The sequence below is a fragment of the Novosphingobium resinovorum genome (assembly GCF_036352595.1).
In the GTDB taxonomy this organism is placed as follows: Bacteria; Pseudomonadota; Alphaproteobacteria; order Sphingomonadales; family Sphingomonadaceae; genus Novosphingobium; species Novosphingobium resinovorum_B.
On the sequence record NZ_JAZFAX010000002.1, the window covers coordinates 291,719 to 311,094 of the forward strand.

Here is a 19,376-nt window from a genome sequence, read left to right on the forward strand (position 1 = left end):
TGAACCCGTGCCTGCTTCCACCATCCGCCGCGCCGTGCTCGCGGCCTCCACCGGGGTACTGCTGGTCGCGCTGCGGGCGACCGGCGCCCCGGCCCCGCCGGACGCGGCACTGCGGGCGCTCTATGCGGGACCGCCGCAGAGCTGGCCCCGCCCATGGCTCGAACCCGGCGCCCGTTTCACCGAATTCGCGCCGGTGCCCGAAACGCCGGAAGCGTCTCCGGCCGATGCGGCACGGATCGCGCTCGGGCAGCGACTGTTCGAGGAGCCCCGGCTTTCCGGTTCCGGCCAGATCGCCTGCGCCTCGTGCCACAATGCCGAGATGGGGTTCACGGACGGGCTGCGGACCTCGTTCGGCCACGATCGCCAGCGCGGGCGCCGCAATGCCCCGGCGCTGTTCGCGGCGCGATGGACGCACGCCCTGTTCTGGGACGGGCGCGAGGCCTCGCTGGAAGGGCAGGTGCTGGGGCCGCTGTCCGATCCGCTGGAGATGGCCGGCGACCGGGCCCGCGTCGAGCGATGGATCAACCGGCAGCCCGGCTACCGGCAGGCCTTCGCGGGCCTGATCGGCTCGCGCCGGATTCGCCTGGCCGATATCGCCGCGATGATCGCCGCCTACGAGCGCAGCCTGGCCCCGCCCCGCAACCGCTGGGACCGGGTGTTCGCCCAAGGGCCCGGCGTGCTGAGCGACCAGGAGCTTCGGGGCCTTCACCTTTTCCGCACGAAGGCCGGATGCGCCAACTGCCACAGCGGCGCGCTGTTGACGGACGATCGCTTCCACAACCTGGGCCTCGGCTTCTACGGCACGGCGCGGCAGGATCTCGGGCGCTGGCTGGTCACCGGGCGGGCACAGGACGTGGGGGCGTTCCGCACCCCCACCCTGCGCGGGCTGATCCATACCCGGCCCTACATGCACAACGGCTTCTTCCCGTTCCTGGAGCCGGTGGTGATGTTCTACGCCGGCGGCGGCGGACCGAACCCGGAGCGACAGGCGGCGGGCGAGGCCGCGCCGCCGCCGCAGGCCGATCCGCTGCTGAAGCCCCGCGACCTGACGCGTGAGGACCGCGAGGCGCTCGTCGCCTTCCTGCGGGTGCTTTGAGCTTCAGCGCGGCAGCATGAATTCGACCGGCACCACCAGGTCCAGCGTCTCTCCGCCGCGCTCCTTCGGTGGCTCGGGCAGCGGGTCCGCGCGGCGCGGGAGGGCCAGCGCCTCGCGGTCGAGCCCGGCGCTGCCCGATCCCTGTGCCAGCACGGCGGAGAGCACGCGGCCCTTGCGGTCCATAGTGATGCGGACCCAGACGACCCCCTGTTCGCGCCGCGCGCGGGCCGTGCCCGGATAACGCTTGCGGCTGGCGAGCCGGGCAAGGACGCGGCCTTCCCAGCTGTCGGGGGCGTTGGAGGACACGGTGGCGGCGGGCGGCGCCTCGATCGCCTTTGGCGCGGCCGCCTCCGCCTGCGCTGGTCGCGGCGGCGTGGCCTCCACGGGGCGCGCCGCCGGCAGCGGCGGGGCGAGCGTGACCGCGGCCTGCGGCACCTCGATCCGCCGGGGCACGGGCGGCGACGGATCCTGCTGCTCCACCGGCTCGGGCGCATCCTTGCGGGTGTCCCGCTCGGGCTGGGGCGGCGAGGCGGGGGCGGCAAGGTCGATCACCGTCAGCGGATCGCGCAGCGGCGGCGCCGCCGCCGCGAACGACCACCCGACGAGCAACGCTCCCCCCGCACAGACGTGCAGGAGGAGCGTGATCGACAACCCGCGCAGGCGGTCCGCCGGGGATTGGCGATAGGCCATCGCCCCGGTCAGAAGTCGATGGCGAGCGACGCGCGGATCGAGCGCGGCGCCCCCATCGTCAGCACCCCGCGCGACGCCGCCGCCCAGTAGTTGCGGTCGAACAGGTTGTCGGCGGTCAGGCGCAGCTGCATCGGCCGTCCTGCCGCCTCGAAGGCATAGCGGATACCGGCATCCACGCGCGTCCAGGCAGGGATGCTGCGTGCCCTGGTGGTCGTGAGGTCGATGTACTCGCGGCTGGTGTAGACGACGCGGCCGGTCACGGTCAGGCCCGGCACCATCGGCACGTCCCATTCGGCGCCGAGGTTGACGTTGAACTCCGGCGAACCGCGCGCGCGGCGACCGTCGTTGAGCCCACCCTCGGTCTTCGTCATTTCGGCGTCGAGGTACATCACGCCGCCAAGCAGGCGCAGGTGGTCGAAGGGCTGGCCGAACAGGTTCAGCTCGATCCCCCGGTTGCGCTGCAGGCCGTCGTATTCGAGCGTCGGCGAGCCGCCGGTGGTGCTGGCCACTTCGACCGCGCTCGGCACCGCGATCTGGAACACGTCGGCGGTGACGGTGAAAGTGCCGAGGTCGTACTTCACACCGGCCTCGTACTGGTCGGTGACGAAGGGCATGAAGATGTCGCCGGCATTGGCGTAGTAGCTGCTGGCGATGCCGCCCGGATTGAGCGATTCGATGTAGCTGGCATAGACCGAGAGGTTCTCCACCGGCTTCACCACCATCCCGACCGAGGGCGACACGCGGCTGCGGTTGTAGCGGCGGGTCAGGGCACCGGCGGTCGAGAAGGTCTTCTGCCCCACCTTCTGACGCCGCGCGCCGACCATCAGCACGACGCGGTCATCGGCCATGGTCATGATGTCGGCCACGGCCTGTCCCTCGTAGTCGTACTGAGAGGTCAGGCGCCCGGCATCCTTGCTCAAGGCGCTGGTATCGGGCGCCGGGTAATAGATCGGGGTGTAGATGTTCGAGGCCGCGCAACCGGTGGTGCAGTTCGCGATGTAGTAGTTCAGCTGGCCGCGCTTTGCATTGTTGGCCGAGGCGATCACCGAGACGCTGTGCGCGATCGGGCCGGTATCGAACTTGCCCTTGACCGAGCCTTCGTAGCTTTCGTTGCGGCTGCGCGCGGGAATCCAGTAGGGGTAGCCGCTCTTGTTGCCGTTCGCGTTGCTGATGCTGTCGATCACTTGGATGTAGAGTTCATCCGACTGGTTGCGGCTATAGGCGGCAGCGGCAGTCCAGCCCGGCGCGAAGTCGTACTCGATGCGGCCGATGGCGTAGTCGTTCTGGCCGTCCCAGAACTCCCACTTCTGCTTGGAGTTGGTGCGCGCATCGGGTGCCTTGGGCACGGCGACGCTGGAGCTGATGCGGGTGCTGCTCCAGCCGCCCTTCAGCAGCCGGTCCTGGTGGCCGAGGTCGATCGTCACGCGCAAGTCGTCGCTGCGATAGTCGAGCGCGGCGGCGAGCATGGCCGAGCGGTTGTCGGTGTGATCGACGTCGGTGGCGCCGTCGCGCCAGACCGCGTTGACGCGCACGCCGAAGCCCTTGTTCGCCCCGAACCGGCGCGACACGTCGAGGTTGGCGCCGAACTGGCTTTCCGAGGCATATGTCGCCGTCACGCGGTTGAGCGGCGTGTCGCCGGCACGCTTGAGCACGTAGTTGATCGAGCCGCCATAGGACGACCCCCAGGGGCTGACGCCGTTGAGCATCGCGCTCGGTCCCTTGTGGACCTCGACCCGCTCGACCGCCTCGATCATCGTGCCGCGCGTGTCGGAGGCGCCGAACATGCCGTTGACGAGGACTTCGCGCCCCGTAAGCTCGAAGCCGCGCAGGATGACGGTGGTGGTCTCGCCGTCGCGCGCGCCGCTGGCGCGGATCGAGGGATCGTTGTCGAGCACGTCGAGCAGGCTGCGGCTGTTCTGGTTCTCGATCAGTTCGCTGGTGTAGCGGGTGACGTTGAACGGCGTGTCCATCACGCCGACATTGCCCAGTAGCCCGAGTTGGCCGCCCGTGGCGACCTGGCCGCCGGCATAGGCGGGCGGCAGGTCGGGGGAGCCGGAGTAAGTACCCGTACCGGCCGCGCCGCCCTCGACCCGCACCGAGCCGAGCTGGACGGCGCCGTCGCCGCCGCGCGGTGCCGCGATCAGGACGATCGTGCCGCCCGCCATGCGCCAGGTGACGCCGGTGCCCGACAGCATGTGGCTGAGCGCGGTGATCGCGGGCATGTCGCCCTGCACCGCCTGGCTGCGCACGCCGTTGACGACCGCCGCCTCGGCGGTGACCTGCAGACCGGACTGGCGGCCGAACATGTTGATCGCGCTCGCCAGCGACTGTGCGGGAATGTCGAAGCGGCGCGTCGCGGCCTGGCCCGCACTGGATGCCGCATCCTGCGCCTGGGCCGGAACGGCCAGGGCGATCAGGCCCGTTCCCAGAGCAGTCGCCAGCAGCGCAGGGCGCAGAGCATCACGGCGGGGACGCAGCCCGCCACGCAGAAAGATTGTCATATATGACCCCCAGATTGATCTGATATTGCAATTGCGTTGCAATCGCGAGGTAGACGGGGCGCTCGCGAATCTTTTTCACGTCGATGCGGATTTTTTCTGCATCGGCGTGAAAAACGCCGGATCAGCGGGCGCGGATGATCGTCAGGTACGGGGTGACGTGCGTGATCGTGCCGCCGGCGGGCGCGACGACCGCCTCCAGAGCCCGGCCGGGATCGCGCGCATCGTAGAGCCCGGTGATCCGCCGCGACGCCAGCGCCCCGTCCGCCAGCACGATCCAGCCCTTGTCGTAGCGCCGCAGTTCCTCGACGATCTCGCCCACCGTCGCATCGTCCGCGAAGACATGGCCGTCGCGCCAGCTGGCCAGCGAGCCGACCGGCACTTTCTGCGCGCGCATGCGGCCATCGGCGCGGTCGACCGTCACCCGGTCGCCCGGCAGCAGATCGCGGCGACCGGCGGCGGCGGTGACCCGCACATGCCCGCGCGCGACGCCAACCTCGGTCGCCAGCGCCTTCGCACGAACCTCGAACGCGGTGCCCAGCACCCGCGTCTCCACATCATCGGCATCGACGACGAAGGGGTGCGCGGGATCGCGGGCGACATCGAACCAGGCCTCGCCGGCCAGGAGGCGGACCCGGCGGACGCCGCCCGACAAGTCCGCATCGATCGCACTGCGCGCGCCCAGCCGCACCACGCTGCCATCGGCCAGCCGGACGTCGCGGATTTCTCCGGTGCCCGTCGCATAGTCGGCGCGCATCCGCAGCAGCAGCGAAGGAGAGGCAGCCAGCGCCAGCGCGACCGAGGCGGCCAGCGCCCCCAGCGTCACCCACACCCGCCGCCGTCCCGGCCGCTCGCGCGGCGCCGGGAAAGCGATCACCTGGGCGGGCGACGGGGCCGGGACGCCCGATTCCGCCTCACCCAGTTCCGCCTCACCCGCCTCCACCTCACCTAGCATCGCCCAGGCCCGCTGCGCCCGCAGCCAGGCGCGGCGGTTGTCGTCGGCCTCGTCCAGCCAGGCCTCGATCCGGCCGCGCAGGGCCGCGTCGCCGGGCGCGGCTCGGGCGTCCATGAGGAAACCGACGGCGGTGTCCATCGTCTCCTTGGAAAGTGCGGCGCGAGTCATCGTCCTTGCCTTGCTGCGTTGCCGGTGTGCGGGCAACGGTGATGACGCTTGAAGCGCGCGGATTTTTCACCGGCGCGCGATTTCCCTGGCGGAACGTGCGGAAACGTCATTCCTCGTCTTCCCCCAGCATCAGTGCCACGCGGGTCAGGGCATCGCGGACCAGCCGGTGCACGGTGGCGACCGAGACGCCCAGCCGCTGCGCGATTTCCTGCAGGGTGAAACCCTCGAACCGGTTCATCTCCAGCGCCAGGCGCATGCGCGGCTCCATCTCGCCCAGGACGTGCTCGATCCGCTCGATCATCTGCGCGCGCGCGGCCTCGTCCTCCGGGCTGGGGGCCTGCGGCGGAAGCATCCACCATTGCGGGGCCTCCTCCTCGCGCCGCTCGATCCTGTCGCGCCGCACCTTGTCGAGCGCGATGTTGCGCACGATGCGGTAGAGGTAGGACAGCGGATTGCGCACCTCCGCCCGCGCCGCGCCATCACGCGATCGGTCACTCGATCCGGCGAGCCGCAGGAACGCCTCCTGGACGACGTCCTCCGCCTCGGCCCGATCGCGCACGATCGGCCGCGCATAGCACACCAGAGCGGCACGATGGCGGAACAGTTCGTCCAAGAAATCGAGAATCCGGGGAGAAACGACGACAATAGCCGGCCCGCTACCATAGATGCGAACTATTCGCAACAACCCGAAATTACCCTCGGCCGAGCCCGATATGCGATCCTTGTTGCGATTCACTTGCAGTAATGCGTAAGGGGCAGCCCATGCCGGGATTCGCAAAAATGCTGATGGGACATGGCCGGGGCCGACTGCGCCGCGCGAGCCCGCGCGTGGTCGCGGCGGCGGTCACCGCGCTCGTCCATCTGCTGCTTCTCGCGGTGCTCGTCCAGGGACAGTTCCGGCCCGCTCCCACCCGCACCGCCCACGTCGCCGAGCAGGTCATCATCATGTCCCACGCGCCGCAGCCCCCGGTCGAGCCTGCGCCCCGCCCCCGCAAGACGGCAAGGAAACCCGCCGAGACCGAAGCGAAGATGCCCCCGCTGCCGGCGATCCCGCTCCAGGCGATCGTCGCTCCGCCAGCGGAAGTCCTCGCCCCCGGCGCGGAAATGCCCGCACTGCCGCAGTCACCGGCACACCGCTCGCCGAGCGACGTCATCGACGACTATCGCCAGGCGCTGTTCGACCGGCTCGCCGCCCGGCGGCACTATCCGGAGGCCGCGCGCCTCAGGGACTACCAGGGCGACGGCGCCGTGCTGTTCCGCATAGATCGCGGCGGCAACCTGCTGGGCGCCGCGATGGAGCGATCGACCGGGCGGGCACTGCTCGACCGGGCCGCGCTCACCCAGGTCCGGCGTTCCGCCCCGTTCCCCGAGATTCCGCCCGAACTGCCTGACGAACTGGCCGTCTCGATGCCGCTGCAGTTCCTGATCGTGCGGCCCGGCCGCCAGATGGCCGCGCGGTGACGGTCAAGGCGCTGGCCCTGCTCGCCCGGCACCGCACCGCGCTGCTGGCCAGCGTGCGCCGCCGCGTCCGCCCCCCGGTCGAGCCTGCCGATATCGTGCAGGAAGCCTTCGCACGCGCCATTCCCGCCATCGAGGCCGGCCGCGTCGTGGACGTGCAGGCGTTCGTCCACGGCATCGCCCGCAACCTCGGCGCCGAAGCCATGCGGCAGCAGCAGCGCTGGTCGCAATGGCTGGTGGACGAGGACCGCGCCGAGCACGTCGCCGACGACGCTCCCTCGCCCGAAGCCCATGCCGCCGGCCGCGACGAACTGGACCGCCTGCACGGGGCCATGGCCACCCTGCCGCCGCGCTGCCGCGAGATTTTCGCCATGCGCCACGTCGAACTGCTCGAGAAAGCGGAGATCGCGGAGCGGCTCGGCATTCACGTCAAGCAGGTGGAGAAGCAGCTGCGCCATGCCCTCATGCTCTGCGCCCGCATCCTCGCCGGGCAGGAACAGGACGACTGAAAATGCACCAGCAGGGCGCCAGATCGGCACGAACTCCGACAACCCTTACGGGACGGCACGATATCGCCGTCTTCGTCGAACCCAGGCATGAGGTGCGCGATGGCGATTGAAGACGACGCGGAGGCTCCGATCGGGACCGTCGAGGAACAGGCGGCGGACTGGATCGTCCGGCAGGACGGCACGGCGCTGCCCCCGGCCGCGCAGGCCGACTTCTCCGCCTGGATCGCGGTGCCGGAGCATCGCCGGGAGTACGATCGCCAGAACGCGGTCTGGCAGCGCTATCGCCGCATGGCCACGCTGCCGGTGACGGCGCAGACGGCGCCCCTCCCGCCCCGGACGAGCCGCTGGCGCGGCGTCCGCCGGGCCCTCCGCCCCCGCGCCGCCCTGCCCGCCATCGCGGCGGCGCTGGCGCTGGCCCTGCTGGGATTCGCCGAGGACTGGCCGACCCGGCTGCGCGCCGACTACGCCACGGGCATCGGCGAGCGGCGCAGCGTGGCGCTGCCTGACGGGTCGATCGCGATACTGGCGGGCGGTTCCGCCCTCGCCTTCGAGCGTTCGGGCGGAGCGCGCATCGCGACGCTGCTGGGCGGCACCGCGCAGTTCACGGTGGCGCCCGATCCGCGCCATCCCTTCCGCGTCGAAACCGCCGAAGGCAGCGTGACCGCCCTCGGCACCGTATTCTCGGTGCGCGAGGCCAGGGGCAACCCCGAGGTCGCCGTGATCGAGCACAGCGTCGCCATCCGCACCTCTGGCGGCGCCAGCGCCGTCGTCCATGAAGGCGAGAGCACCACTTTCACCGCGCAAGCGATCGCCCGCCCGGCGCGGTCCGACGTGCTGGCCGCTACCGCCTGGACACGCGGCAAGCTGATCGTGTTCGACCGGCCGCTCGGCGAAGTCGTGGCGATCATCGGTGGGCAGCGGCGCGGCTACTGGACCGTGCGGGGGGACGCCGGCCGGCTGCGGGTCAACGGGGTCTACGATCTCGACCACCCGCTCGAGGCGCTGGCCGCCCTGGAAAAGACGCTGGACCTGCGCTCCGTCCGCATCTCGGACAGGTTCATCGTCATCAGCCGCTGAGCATCGCCGGTCCGCGCCGGAATTTTTTTCACCGAAGGTAGGCTCCAAATGCCGTCCACCTCCGACTTTACTTATGAGAGTGCATCGCAACAGCATTTGCGGCCACTCGAATGCAATGTGGGGGTTTTACGAAATGAAGCGATTTTCCGCGCGTTCGCTGCTGGCAGCGGCATGGGCCGGCACGACGATGCTGACCTCGGCGGCGTTCTGCGTTCCCGCCCAGGCCCAGCAGGCCGAGGCGATGCGCCACTACGAGATTCCGGCCGGCTCGCTGGCGCAGGCGCTGAGCCGCTTTGCCGACCAGACCGGCGTGCAGATTTCCTATGAAGGGCGCCTGACCGAAGGCCGCATGACGCCGGGCCTGCGCGGCACGTTCCTGCCCCGCGATGCCCTCTCGCGTCTGCTCGCGGGCACGGGGCTGGTGGCGCGCACCCCGGATGCAGGGACGGTGACGGTGGTGCAAGCCACGACCGGACGCCTGGAACTCGACCCGATGCGCATCCAGACCGTCGCCTATACCGCCGGGGAAGAGGACGACGAAACGAAAGCCGCGACGCGGCGCGAGGACGGGACGATCCTCGTCACCGGCCAGCACGAACGGCTCGACAACGTGGCCAGCACCGGGACAGCAGCACCGGCATCATCGACGGCGTACGCCTGTCGTCCTACAGCGCCACGTCGTCGGCAACGTGCAGGGTACTTATGCGGACGGGACGACCTACCCGGCCGGCGCCAACATGACGCTCGAGGAACTGCTCGGCATGGAGACGCCGGTGTTCAACGGCGATCCGGGCCCGCTCTACAAGGCCAACGATTCCACCAACTTCAATGCGATCATCGGCGACGATATCACGTTCACCGATACCCTGAGCGCGCTCGTCGGCTTCAACTACAGCACGATCAGGACGCACAGCTACTCGATCCCGTCGGCGAACACCGCGCCTACCGGGTACAGGAAGTCCGCGCTGACGCCCACCGTCTCGCTGATCTACAAGCCGGTCCCCGCACTGACCACTTATGCCAGCTACATGGAGGCACTGGAGGCCGGGACGATCGTGGGCAACGATGAGACGATCTATGCCAATCCCGGCGAAGTGATGGATCCGATCATCTCCAAGCAGTACGAGATCGGCGCCAAGTACGCCTTCTCCGACAAGCTGCTGGTCACCTCCGCGCTGTTCCGCATCGAGAAGGCCAACAGCTACAGCGAAACCGGCGCGGACGGCCTCATCACGATCAACCAGGATGGCCGGCAGGTCCACCAGGGCATCGAACTGACGCTGGACGGCAATGTCACCGATCACCTGCGCGTGGTGGCCGGCGGCACCTGGATGGACCTCAGCATCCAGAAGGCGACCAATGCCGCGCTCAAGGGCAAGGATCCGATCGGCTCCTCCGCCGTGATGGCCAAGGCATCGGTGGAGTATTCGGTGCCCGCGCTCGAAGGGCTCGTGCTGTCGGGCGGCGCCTACTACACCGGCCCCAAGTTCCAGGATGCGGCCAATGCCAACAGGATCGACGGCTACACGCTGTTCGATGCGGGCATCCGCTATCGCACCGAGGCGCTGGGGCAGCCGACGACCTTCAACCTCTACGTCAGCAACCTGACCAACAAGGACTACTGGTCCTCGTACTGGCAGCTGGGCCTTCCCCGCACGATCGCCTTCTCGGCGCGGACGGAATTCTGAGGGCCGGATGGCAAGGGCACGGGTGCGATCATGAAGCAGGGTTTCCGCCAGTCGATGGCGTGGCTGCACACCTGGGCCGGGCTGGTCCCGGGCTGGATTCTCTACATCGTCTTCCTGTTCGGGACCGCGGCGTTCTTCCATCACGAGATCGACGCCTGGATGCGGCCCGAACTGCCTGCCGGAACGGCAGTCAGTTCGCGGGCGCTCGATGCCGCCGACACGCTCCTGCGCCGGCGCGGCGCGGGAGCGGAGAGCTGGACCGTCTCGCTGCCCAATGCGCGCGGCGGCAGCGGGCTGAACGTCTCGTGGAGCGTGCCGGGGCAGGACCGGCACGACCGGCAGGAGATCACGCTGGACCCGCAGACCGGCCGCGAGCTGGCGGTGCGCGGCACCCAGGGCGGCTTCTTCCTCTACCGGATGCATTTCGACCTGCACTACATCTCGGTGCGCTGGGGCCGGTACACGGTATGCGCGGCGGCGCTGGCGATGCTGGTGGCGATCCTCTCCGGGGTGGTCACGCACAAGAAGATCTTCACCGACTTCTTCCAGATGCGCCTGGGCAAGGGGCAGCGCAGCTGGCTGGACGCGCACAACGCCACCGGCGTCCTGGCCCTGCCGTTCCACATCATGATTACCTATACCGGCCTGGTCACGCTGCTCTTCACGCTGATGCCCTGGGCGATCACCGCGAACTTCGTCGACCAGAAGGCCTTCTCGCAGGCATCGAGCCCCCGTCCCGAAGAGCGCGCCGCCAGCGGCATCCCGGCGCCGACGATGCCGCTCACCCGCATCATGGCCGCCGCCGAGCGCAAGTGGCAGGGCGTCCGTCCCGGCTACATCATCATCGAGCACCCCGGCGACACCCATGCGGCGGCAAGGCTCATCCCCGAACGCAGCGACTGGAGCGGCGGACGGCGCGACTCCCTGTACCTGGACGCCGCGCAAGGCCGGGTCATCCCGCTCCCCGCGCAGGACAAGGGCGGCGGCAGCCTGACCCGCGAGGTCATGGTCGACCTGCACACCGGCTGGTTCGCCGGCATCGGCGTGCGCTGGCTCTACTTCCTGTCCGGCATCGGCGGCACCGCCATGTGCGCCACGGGCCTTGCGCTGTGGTGCGTGAAGCGGCGCACCAAGCTGCCTGACCCGGCACGCCCGCACTTCGGGTTCAGGCTGGTGGAGCGGCTCAACATCGGCTTCATCGCCGGCGCGCCCGGAGGCGTGGCGGCCTACTTCCTCGCCAACCGCCTGCTGCCCTTCACTCTGGCGGAGCGGGACCAGTGGGAAATCGACAGCCTGTTCATCGTCTGGGGCCTGATATTCGCCTGGACGCTGGCCCGGCCCGCCAAGCGCGCCTGGGTGGAGGCGCTGGCGGCCAGCGCCGTGCTGTTCGCGCTGGTCCCGATCGTCAACGCCGTGACCACGTCGCGCGGGCTGGGGCCGAGCCTCCTTCGCGGGGACTGGGTCTTCGCCACCTTCGACCTGACCCTTGCCGCACTCGCCGCCAGCCTCGCCTGGACCGCCTGGAAGGTGCTGCGCCACCAGCCCAAGGCCCCGCCCGCAAGACGCCGGCGCAATACCGTGGAGGCCGCCGCATGATCCATATCGCCATCGCCGCCCTCGCCCTGTCTGGCTTCGTCCTGCTGCTGCTGGCGATGCCGCGTCATCAGCAGGACTGGCTGCGCCGCAAGCTGCCTGCCCGCACCTCCACGGCGCTGCGCGGCGGCGGGTTCGGCGTCCTCGCGCTGGCCTTCGCCGCCGCCGGGCTGGGTCTCGGCTGGGCTTACGGCGCAGTCGCATGGTGCGGCTGGCTGAGCGTCGCCGCCGTGCTGGTGCTAACCGCCCAAACCAACCGCGAACGCATCCTGCGCCTGTTCTCGTGAGAAGCCCCATGCCCAGCCGTAATCCCGGTCTCGATCCAGCCGCCGCCCCGCCGCCGCCATACCGCCATCGTCTCGCGGCGATCGCCCGGCCCCTCTCCCGAACCCTCGCGGGCACGCTTGGAGCCTATGGGCTGACGGCGCAGGCCACCGTGGTCCTCTCCTTCCTCCTCGCCCTGGCCGGCATGGCCCGCGCCGAGGCGGTGGTCGCCGCGACGCTCGCCAGCTTCGCGATCTTCGCGGGCATTTCGATGGCGACGTTCCACGCCCGCAGCGCCGGCCGGGCATGGCTCTGGCTGGCCGCCACGGCGGTTCCGCTGGCACTGCTGCAATGGATTCTGAGCCCGCTTCGATGAACAGCCTTTCCCTGATGCTCGCAGGTGTCGCCGCGACGGCCGCACCGATGGAAGAGACCGGCCCCGCGCAGCGCCTCGGGCAGGAAGCGCCGCCCGCAGCCGTTCCCACCGGGCCGGACCCGGTCTATCCCGCCGACTTCTACAAGCCGTTCCAGCCGCAGACCGCGCTGGACATGCTGGAGCGCACCCCCGGCTTCCTGCTCAGCGAGGGATCGTCCGTGCGCGGCTTCGGCGGGGCAGCCGGCAATGTCCTGATCGACGGGCAACGCCCGACGGTGAAGGGCGGCGGCATCACCGAAGTGCTGCGCCGCATCGCCGCGTCGCGGGTGGAGCGCATCGTCCTGCTGCGCGGCACCGACGCGGCCGAGGCGCAAGGCCAGACCCTCGTCGCCAACCTGGTATTGCGCGCCGATGCCGGGGGGTCGGGCAACGCCTCGCTGACCCTCAGCCACACGGCGGACGGCGTCGTCTCGCCCTCCGCCCGGATCAGCCACGCCCGGCGGATCGCCGGCTGGCAGACCAACATCGAGCTTTCCGGCGAAATGGCCCGCTTTCCCACCGACGGCATCTATCTCGACCGTGAAGCGACCGGCGCGCTCTACCGCACCCGGAAGGAGCACATCGCCGGCAAGGCGCCCGAATACGGACTGGCGCTCAGCACCTCCGGCGCGCTGGGCGGCGGCACGCTGACGGTGAATCTGCGGCTCAACAAGGACGGCTACTCCTCCCGCCGGGGCATCGACATCTTCGAAGGCACCGCCGACGACAGCCCGGACGCCCGGCGCGACATCGCCTACGACGAAAAGGGCCGCAGCGGCGAACTGGGGCTCGACTGGACCCGGCGGCTGGGATCGGGCTGGACCGCCAAGCTCGTCGGCCTTGGCCGGATCGAACGCTACGAAACCGACGAGGACTACGTCGAAGCCGACTATCGCGGCCTTTCCTCGCAAATGGAAAAGCCCAGCGAGTTCGTCGCCCGCACCACCGTCACGCGTGAGGGCAATCATCCGCTGCGCCCCGAATTCGGCGCCGAGATCGCCTACAACCGCCTGTCGAGCCGATTGGATTATGCCGAGGATACCGGCGGCGGCCTCATCCCGGTCGCCCTCGCCAACGCCCGCACCCGCGTCTCGGAAATGCGCGGCGAGGCCTTCGCGAACCTCACCGTCAGGCTCACCGGGCACCTCAATCTCGAAACCGGGATGGCGGCCGAGTTCTCCCGCATCCGGGTGACCGGCGAGGCCGCGCAGGAACAGAGCCTGTCATACCTGAAGCCCTCCGCCGCCCTCGTCTGGTCGCCGGCCGGCAGCACGCAGCTTCGGCTCGGCCTGCGCAGGACCGTGGACCAGCTGGACTTCGGCGATTTCGCGGCTTCGGTGAACCAGGCCGACGGACGCCCGCTGGGCGGCAACTCCGGCCTGCGCCCGGCCCGCGTGACCCGCGCCCTGGCCCGCCTCGACCACCGCTGGGGCAAGGGCGGCGCGATCGCACTGGAGGCCTATCACCAATGGCACGCCGGCCTGCTCGGCTACCTTCTCCTGGCCAGCGGCGACGAGGCGCTCGGCACTATCGGCGATGGGCGGCAATGGGGCATCTCGGCCCAGGGAACGCTCCCGCTCGAAGCCTTGCTGAAAGGCGCGCGGCTCACCGTCGACGGCACCTGGCGCGGCTCGCGCCTGCGCGATCCCGTCACCGGCCGGACCCGTGCGATGGACGATATCCCGGCGCAGAGCCTCACGGCGGAATTGCGCCACGACCTGCCCGCCCTGAAGTCCTCCTGGGGCCTGACCTGGACCGCGCCGGAGGAAGCCAGCGTCTTCTACACCGGCGAAGTCCTGCGCTGGCGCGAGCGCGCGCTGTGGGGCGCCTATGTCGAGACGACCGCGCTGGCGGGCTTCAAGACCACCTTGCGCGCGGCCGCGTTCAACGGGCAGGACGCCTACCGCATGCGCCGGTTCCATGCACCCAGCCGGGCCGGGGCGCTCTACGGGAGCGAGCAGCGGGACCAGCAATCGGGCGCGGTCTTCTCGCTCGCGCTGGCGCGCGCGTTCTGACGGGCGCGTCCGGAATGGCTTGCTGGCAAGCGGGCCGCCCGGAACCCAAGAGGCCCGAGCGGTGTGAACCGAGCCGGCGCTGGCGAGCACCGTCCTTCTCGGGGCGAAGGCATCATCGACCGCCAACCAGCGACCAGTCTATCGCCGGGTAGAGCAGCGCTCTCATTCAGCGCCAGTCTGATCCCGCAAGTGAAGATGCCGATCGACAAGCCGGACCAGGCCCTCACCATCCCCGGCTTCCAGAAGATTGAACATCCGGACGTGATCCTCGTGGCTGCGCCCGATGCTTTCCACGGTGCGCCAGCCTCCGCGAAAGCCGTTCTGCGCGCGGTGTCTCAGCGCCTGAATCTGCTCCTCCAGCACGGCATTGCCGCAAATCGCGTAGAGCCGGTCATGAAACACCGCATTGAGCTGACGCAGATACACGAGATCACCGCTGAGCATGTTCGCGGCGAAACTGTCGAGAATTTCGCGCAAGTCCGCCAGATCCTGCGGGGTCACATTACGCGCAGCCAGAACCATCGCCGCCCGCTCGAGGATGGCGCGGGTGTCGAGCAGGTCCGAACGCTCCTTGTCGCTCAGCGACGAGACGCGATAACCCCGATTCGGCAAGTGCTCCAGCATCCGCCGCGCGCTCAGATCCTTGAGCGCCATGCGCACGTCAAAGCGATTCGCCTCGTATCGCTCCTCGATATCGGCCTGCTTCAACCATTCGCCCGGCCTGAAATGACCGGACAGCAGGTCTTCCTCCATCTGCTGGATCAGCGTGCTGGGGCTGCGCGCCTTGCGCGTCGAAGGTTGAATAGTCGCCAAAATCTTCTCCTCGCCACGTCCTTTAGCTCCACTCGGCGGCGCGGGCCAGAAGTTCACGCGGCGACCGCGCCGCATGGAAAAGCGCGAAAGCACGGTTACGTGTTGACACGCTCAAAATAGTAGCCAATCTATGCGCATATCAACACGCCTATTCTTGAGCGTGTTCACCGCTCCAACAGGGAGGCAAATTTCTTGACCGCGACCTTCAAGGTGGCGTGCGTGCAAAGCCGCGCGACGCCCGATCATGCCCGCAGCGTCGCCGAGGCGCTCGACCTTGCCGCGCAGGCGGTGGGGGCCGGGGCGCAGCTCATCGGGCTGCCCGAGGCGTTCGACTGCCTCGTGCCGACGCGCGAGGAACTGCTCGACTATGTCCGGCCAGAGGACAGCCACGCCGCCGTCCTCGCCTGCGCGGCCTTCGCACGGTCGCACGCCGTATGGTTGCTCGCCGGTTCGGTTTCGGTGCTCGCCGAGCATGGCCGCCCGGCCAACCGCTCGCTGCTGTTCGCCCCTGACGGCAACGTGGCCGCGCGCTACGACAAGATCCACATGTTCGACGTGGACCTGCCCAACGGCGACACCTTCCGCGAATCCGACTTCTACGAGGCCGGCCGCCGCGCGGTGGTGACGCCGCTGCCCTGGGGCAACCTCGGCCTCAGCATCTGCTACGACGTGCGCTTCCCGTACCTGCACCGCGCGCTCGCCGCGAACGGTGCGGCGGTGATCGCCGCCCCTGCCGCCTTCAGCAGCATGACCGGCCCGCTCCACTGGGAACCGCTGCTGCGCGCCCGGGCGATCGAGACCGGCTGCTTCGTCGTCGCCCCGGCGCAGTGCGGGCACCACTATGGCGCGCGCCGCAGCCACGGCCATTCGCTGATCGTCGATCCCTGGGGCCGCGTGCTCGCCGAGGCCGGGGACGAGCCCGGCTTCGTCACGGCCGACCTCGACCTGGCCGAAGTGGCCCGCTTTCGCGCCGCGATACCCTCGCTCGCGCCCGACCGCACCTTTGCCATCGAGAGCGCCGCATGACTCCGCAGGTCGAACGCATCCGCCTTGCCGAAGGCTTCGACGTCGTCGCCTATGTCTATGGCGACGGGCCGGAAACGCTGCTCCTCGCCAACGGCGGCCCCGGCCTCCCCAGCCTCTATCTGCGTGAGCCACATGCAGTGCTTGGCCAGCGCGGATACCGCGTCGTCGCGTGGGACCAGCTCGGCTGCGGCGCCTCGGACCGGCCCGAAGACCCGGCCTTGTGGACCCTCGAACGCTACGTCGCCGAGGCCGAGCAGGTGCGCGCCGCGCTGGACCTGGGGCAGGTCCACTTCCTCGGCCACAGCTGGGGGACCTGGCTCGGCACCGAATACTGCCTGACCCATCCGGACAAGGTGAAGAGCTACATCGCCGCCGACGGCGCCTGCGACATCCCGCACCTGGTCGGCGAACTCCAGCGCCTGCGCGGGGCGCTCGGGCCGGAAACGGCGGCGATGATGATCGCGCGCGAGGCCGAAGGCAGCCTCGACCACCCCGAATATCAGGCCGCGATCACGCTCCTCAACTATCGCCACGTCTGCCGCCTGGCCGAGTGGCCCGCCAGTCTCACCGAGGCCCTCGCCGACTGGAACATGGGGCCCTACCAGACCATGCAGGGCCCGAACGAGTTCACCTATACCGGCAACATGAAGGCGTGGAACCGCATCCCCGCCATGCACGCGATCACCGTGCCCGCGCTGGTGCTGTGCGGCCGCTACGACGAACTGACACCGGCCTGCTCGTACCTGATGCACGCGGCGATGCCGAACTCGCGCATCCGGGTGTTCGAGCAAAGCTCGCACATGCCCTTCTACGAGCAGCCCGAAGCGTACTTCGACACCCTCGAATCCTTCCTGCGCGCGGTCTGATCGCGCCGTACTCGCAAAAAATTTTACCTCGAGGGAAATTGGCTACTATTTTTTCAAAAAAGATACAGGGATGGTACACGCATGAAGATCGTAACGAATTTGCTTTGCACCGCTGCGCTTTGCGCCCTCGCCTCGCCCGCTCTGGCGCAGGACGCGGCCCCAGCCGACAATGCCGTCGGCGGTGACATCGTCGTCACCGGATCGCGCATCGCCGACACGCTCGAGACTTTCCCCGGTTCCTCCACCGTGGTCGACAAGGCCCGGCTCGACCAGCAGCTCTCGGTCACCAACGACCTCGGCTCGGTCCTTGCCGCCACCATCCCCGGTCTCGCCGCGTCGAGCAACACCGCCGCCAACGTCACGCAGAGCCTGCGCGGCCGCCCGTTGCGCGTCTTCATCGACGGTATTCCCATCTCCAACCCGCTGCGCGACGGCGGCCGCGACTTGCGGCTGATCTCGCCCAACGCGATCCAGAGCATCGAGGTGATCCGCGGCGCCTCGGCGCTCTACGGCCAGGGCGGCGCGGGCGGCATCATCAACTACGTGACGCGGCGGGGCAGCGCCTCGGACGAGTGGAAGTTCCGCACCGAACTCTCGACCGGCTTCTCCACCCAGCACTTCAAGGACAGCCTCAACCCGGCCATCGAGCAGAGCGCATCGGGCGCGATCGGCGGCTTCGACGTGACGTTCGACGGCCGTTACGAGCGCACCAACGGCCAGTTCGACGCCGACGGCGACCGCATCGCCCCCGATCCCAACAACTTCGGCGGCATCGCCGATTCCGAGATCTACGACGTGTTCGGCAAGATCGGCTACACCTTCGGCGACCAGCGCATCGAGGGCATGGTCAACTACTACCGCCAGCACCAGGACAGCGACTACATCCCGGTCGCGGGCGATATCGCCGCCGGCATCAAGGAAACCGCCGTCAAGGGCGAACTCGATCCGCGCGCGATGGACCCGGTCAACCGCAACTTCATCTCGTCGCTGTCGTACTTCAACAACAGCCTGCTCGGCAGCTTCCACGCGCAGGGCTATTACCTGAAGAACTACTCGGTGTTCTCGTTCAACGCCGCCAACTTCGGGGGCACGCAAAGCGTGATCCGCTCGAAGAAGCTCGGCCTGCAGATGGACTTCAACACGCCGCTGGCGATGCTGGGGCTGGGCGACGGCGAGATCCTGTGGGGCGCCGACATCAACCGCGACGAGACCGCACAGCCGCTGATCCCGCAGACCGCCACCCCCGGCGACGGCCGCACCTATACGCCGCCGCTGCAGCAGATGAACTACGCCGCCTTCATCCAGCTGGAAAAGCCGCTGACCGACTGGCTGACCCTGCGCGCCGGCATCCGCCACGACGTGTTCCGCATGAAGATCGACGACTTCGTCGCCGCGCTCACCAGTGTCCACGTCGCCGGCGGCAAGCTCAAATACAACGCCACCCCCGTCAACATCGGCGCGACGGCCAAGATCTCGCCCGCCGTGGAGGTGTTCGGCGGGTTCTCGCAGGGGTTCTCGATCCCCGACATCGGCTCACCGCTGCGGCGCGTCTCCGCGACCTCGCTCGACGGGTTCCACCCCGAACCGCAGATCGTCAACAACTACGAACTCGGCCTGCGCGGCACGATCCTGGGCAGCGTCAATTACTCGGCCGCGTACTTTATCAGCACCGCGAAGTTCGGCACCGACTTCGTGATCGACCCGCTCAACCCCAACGACGCCGCGACCCTGCGCCAGAAGGAGCGCGTCCACGGCTGGGAGATCACCGCCAGCGGCAAGATCGGCGCGGCGACACGCTGGTCGGCGAACTATGCCCACACCGAAGGGCGCACCGACGCCGACCAGGACGGCAAGCTCGACACCCCGCTCAGCGGCCGCCGCATCGGCCCGGACCAGTTCAACCTGATGCTGGAGCACGACCTCGCGACCGACTGGAGCGTGAGCGCGCAGTACAACCATTCGGGCAGCCGCAACGCCTTCCCGGCTTCGCCCATCGGCAACTACTACACCGGCCGCGTGCGCCCGACCGACCGCATCGACCTGTCGAGCCGGTTCAAGGTCGCGCCGTTCGACTTCAGCGTGGGCGTCCGCAACCTGCTGAACGCCGATTACTACTCGATCGACTCCCAGCTCCTCAATCGCAACGAGCTTTACAGCAAGGCCGAGGGGCGGACCATCTTCATCAAGATGGGCGTGAATTACTGACCGCCAACTAATGGCCGTCAATTACCGGCCACCAATTACT

The 19,376-nt window shown here is 69.1% G+C and carries 17 protein-coding genes and 1 pseudogene; 13 read left to right on the top strand and 5 right to left on the bottom strand.

The features are described 5' to 3' along the window. The first annotated feature begins 7 nt into the window (after positions 1-7). Positions 8-1,096, top strand: a complete 1,089-nt coding sequence (locus V2S85_RS04145; RefSeq protein ID WP_330701605.1) for a cytochrome-c peroxidase — start codon at positions 8-10, stop codon at positions 1,094-1,096. Positions 1,097-1,099: 3 nt separating this feature from the next. Here V2S85_RS04145 and V2S85_RS04150 read toward each other — a convergent pair whose 3' ends face one another. From V2S85_RS04150 to V2S85_RS04165, 4 genes are all read right to left on the bottom strand, one after another. Further along, complete coding sequence (locus V2S85_RS04150) at positions 1,100-1,786, bottom strand: energy transducer TonB (protein WP_330701606.1); 687 nt, start codon at positions 1,784-1,786, stop codon at positions 1,100-1,102. Positions 1,787-1,794: 8 nt separating this feature from the next. Then, positions 1,795-4,287, bottom strand: coding sequence for a TonB-dependent receptor (locus V2S85_RS04155; protein ID WP_330701607.1), 2,493 nt, complete (start codon positions 4,285-4,287; stop codon positions 1,795-1,797). A gap of 121 nt (positions 4,288-4,408) precedes the next feature. Continuing rightward, the gene (locus tag V2S85_RS04160; RefSeq protein WP_330701608.1) at positions 4,409-5,407 is read right to left on the bottom strand and encodes a FecR family protein; all 999 of its coding nucleotides are present in this window, start codon (positions 5,405-5,407) and stop codon (positions 4,409-4,411) included. Between the two features lie 106 nt (positions 5,408-5,513). Next, positions 5,514-6,020, bottom strand: a complete 507-nt coding sequence (locus tag V2S85_RS04165) for an RNA polymerase sigma factor (RefSeq protein WP_330701609.1) — start codon at positions 6,018-6,020, stop codon at positions 5,514-5,516. Between the two features lie 149 nt (positions 6,021-6,169). Here V2S85_RS04165 and V2S85_RS04170 point away from each other — a divergent pair, with 149 nt between their 5' ends. The 9 genes and pseudogenes from V2S85_RS04170 to V2S85_RS04205 all read left to right on the top strand — a co-directional run bounded on the left by V2S85_RS04170 (position 6,170) and on the right by V2S85_RS04205 (position 14,426). Then, positions 6,170-6,868 (top strand): TonB family protein, encoded by a 699-nt coding sequence (locus V2S85_RS04170; protein ID WP_330701610.1) that lies wholly within the window; start codon positions 6,170-6,172, stop codon positions 6,866-6,868. After that, complete coding sequence (locus V2S85_RS04175; protein WP_330701611.1) at positions 6,865-7,374, top strand: RNA polymerase sigma factor; 510 nt, start codon at positions 6,865-6,867, stop codon at positions 7,372-7,374. The genes V2S85_RS04170 and V2S85_RS04175 overlap by 4 nt, the downstream gene beginning before the upstream one ends. Before the next feature lie 99 nt (positions 7,375-7,473). After that, positions 7,474-8,451, top strand: coding sequence for a FecR family protein (locus tag V2S85_RS04180; protein ID WP_330701612.1), 978 nt, complete (start codon positions 7,474-7,476; stop codon positions 8,449-8,451). A 241-nt stretch (positions 8,452-8,692) separates the two neighbouring features. Next, positions 8,693-8,902: pseudogene (locus V2S85_RS27240) on the top strand (STN domain-containing protein); the annotation flags it as partial. 64 nt (positions 8,903-8,966) lie between these two features. Then, positions 8,967-10,139 (top strand): TonB-dependent receptor, encoded by a 1,173-nt coding sequence (locus V2S85_RS04185; protein ID WP_330701638.1) that lies wholly within the window; start codon positions 8,967-8,969, stop codon positions 10,137-10,139. Positions 10,140-10,169: 30 nt separating this feature from the next. Continuing rightward, positions 10,170-11,735, top strand: a complete 1,566-nt coding sequence (locus tag V2S85_RS04190; RefSeq protein WP_330701613.1) for a PepSY-associated TM helix domain-containing protein — start codon at positions 10,170-10,172, stop codon at positions 11,733-11,735. Further along, positions 11,732-12,019, top strand: coding sequence for a DUF3325 domain-containing protein (locus V2S85_RS04195; protein ID WP_330701614.1), 288 nt, complete (start codon positions 11,732-11,734; stop codon positions 12,017-12,019). Before V2S85_RS04190 ends, V2S85_RS04195 begins: the two co-directional genes overlap by 4 nt. An 8-nt stretch (positions 12,020-12,027) precedes the next feature. Continuing rightward, positions 12,028-12,372 (top strand): hypothetical protein, encoded by a 345-nt coding sequence (locus V2S85_RS04200; RefSeq protein WP_330701615.1) that lies wholly within the window; start codon positions 12,028-12,030, stop codon positions 12,370-12,372. Further along, the gene (locus V2S85_RS04205; RefSeq protein WP_330701616.1) at positions 12,369-14,426 is read left to right on the top strand and encodes a TonB-dependent receptor domain-containing protein; all 2,058 of its coding nucleotides are present in this window, start codon (positions 12,369-12,371) and stop codon (positions 14,424-14,426) included. The genes V2S85_RS04200 and V2S85_RS04205 overlap by 4 nt, the downstream gene beginning before the upstream one ends. 162 nt (positions 14,427-14,588) lie before the next feature. Here V2S85_RS04205 and V2S85_RS04210 read toward each other — a convergent pair whose 3' ends face one another. Next, positions 14,589-15,296: a GntR family transcriptional regulator gene (locus tag V2S85_RS04210; protein ID WP_330701617.1), complete on the bottom strand. Its 708-nt coding sequence runs from the start codon at positions 15,294-15,296 to the stop codon at positions 14,589-14,591. 135 nt (positions 15,297-15,431) lie between these two features. On the opposite strand from V2S85_RS04210, the gene V2S85_RS04215 reads away from it, so the two are divergent. From V2S85_RS04215 to V2S85_RS04225, 3 genes are all read left to right on the top strand, one after another. Then, the gene (locus V2S85_RS04215; protein WP_330701618.1) at positions 15,432-16,265 is read left to right on the top strand and encodes a carbon-nitrogen hydrolase family protein; all 834 of its coding nucleotides are present in this window, start codon (positions 15,432-15,434) and stop codon (positions 16,263-16,265) included. Continuing rightward, entirely contained in the window at positions 16,262-17,131 is an 870-nt protein-coding gene (locus V2S85_RS04220; protein ID WP_330701619.1) for a proline iminopeptidase-family hydrolase, read from the top strand. The genes V2S85_RS04215 and V2S85_RS04220 overlap by 4 nt, the downstream gene beginning before the upstream one ends. 81 nt (positions 17,132-17,212) lie before the next feature. Beyond that, entirely contained in the window at positions 17,213-19,336 is a 2,124-nt protein-coding gene (locus V2S85_RS04225) for a TonB-dependent receptor (RefSeq protein WP_330701620.1), read from the top strand. Positions 19,337-19,376 lie beyond the last annotated feature (40 nt).

Bases quoted from the DNA above. Each gene is read 5' to 3' on its own strand.
- V2S85_RS04150 (WP_330701606.1), bottom strand. From the start codon at position 1,786: ATGGCCTATCGCCAATCCCCGGCGGACCGCCTGCGCGGGTTGTCGATC.
- V2S85_RS04155 (WP_330701607.1), bottom strand. From the start codon at position 4,287: ATGACAATCTTTCTGCGTGGCGGGCTGCGTCCCCGCCGTGATGCTCTG.
- V2S85_RS04160 (WP_330701608.1), bottom strand. From the start codon at position 5,407: ATGACTCGCGCCGCACTTTCCAAGGAGACGATGGACACCGCCGTCGGT.
- V2S85_RS04170 (WP_330701610.1), top strand. From the start codon at position 6,170: ATGCCGGGATTCGCAAAAATGCTGATGGGACATGGCCGGGGCCGACTG.
- V2S85_RS04180 (WP_330701612.1), top strand. From the start codon at position 7,474: ATGGCGATTGAAGACGACGCGGAGGCTCCGATCGGGACCGTCGAGGAA.
- V2S85_RS04190 (WP_330701613.1), top strand. From the start codon at position 10,170: ATGAAGCAGGGTTTCCGCCAGTCGATGGCGTGGCTGCACACCTGGGCC.
- V2S85_RS04195 (WP_330701614.1), top strand. From the start codon at position 11,732: ATGATCCATATCGCCATCGCCGCCCTCGCCCTGTCTGGCTTCGTCCTG.
- V2S85_RS04200 (WP_330701615.1), top strand. From the start codon at position 12,028: ATGCCCAGCCGTAATCCCGGTCTCGATCCAGCCGCCGCCCCGCCGCCG.
- V2S85_RS04205 (WP_330701616.1), top strand. From the start codon at position 12,369: ATGAACAGCCTTTCCCTGATGCTCGCAGGTGTCGCCGCGACGGCCGCA.
- V2S85_RS04220 (WP_330701619.1), top strand. From the start codon at position 16,262: ATGACTCCGCAGGTCGAACGCATCCGCCTTGCCGAAGGCTTCGACGTC.
- V2S85_RS04225 (WP_330701620.1), top strand. From the start codon at position 17,213: ATGAAGATCGTAACGAATTTGCTTTGCACCGCTGCGCTTTGCGCCCTC.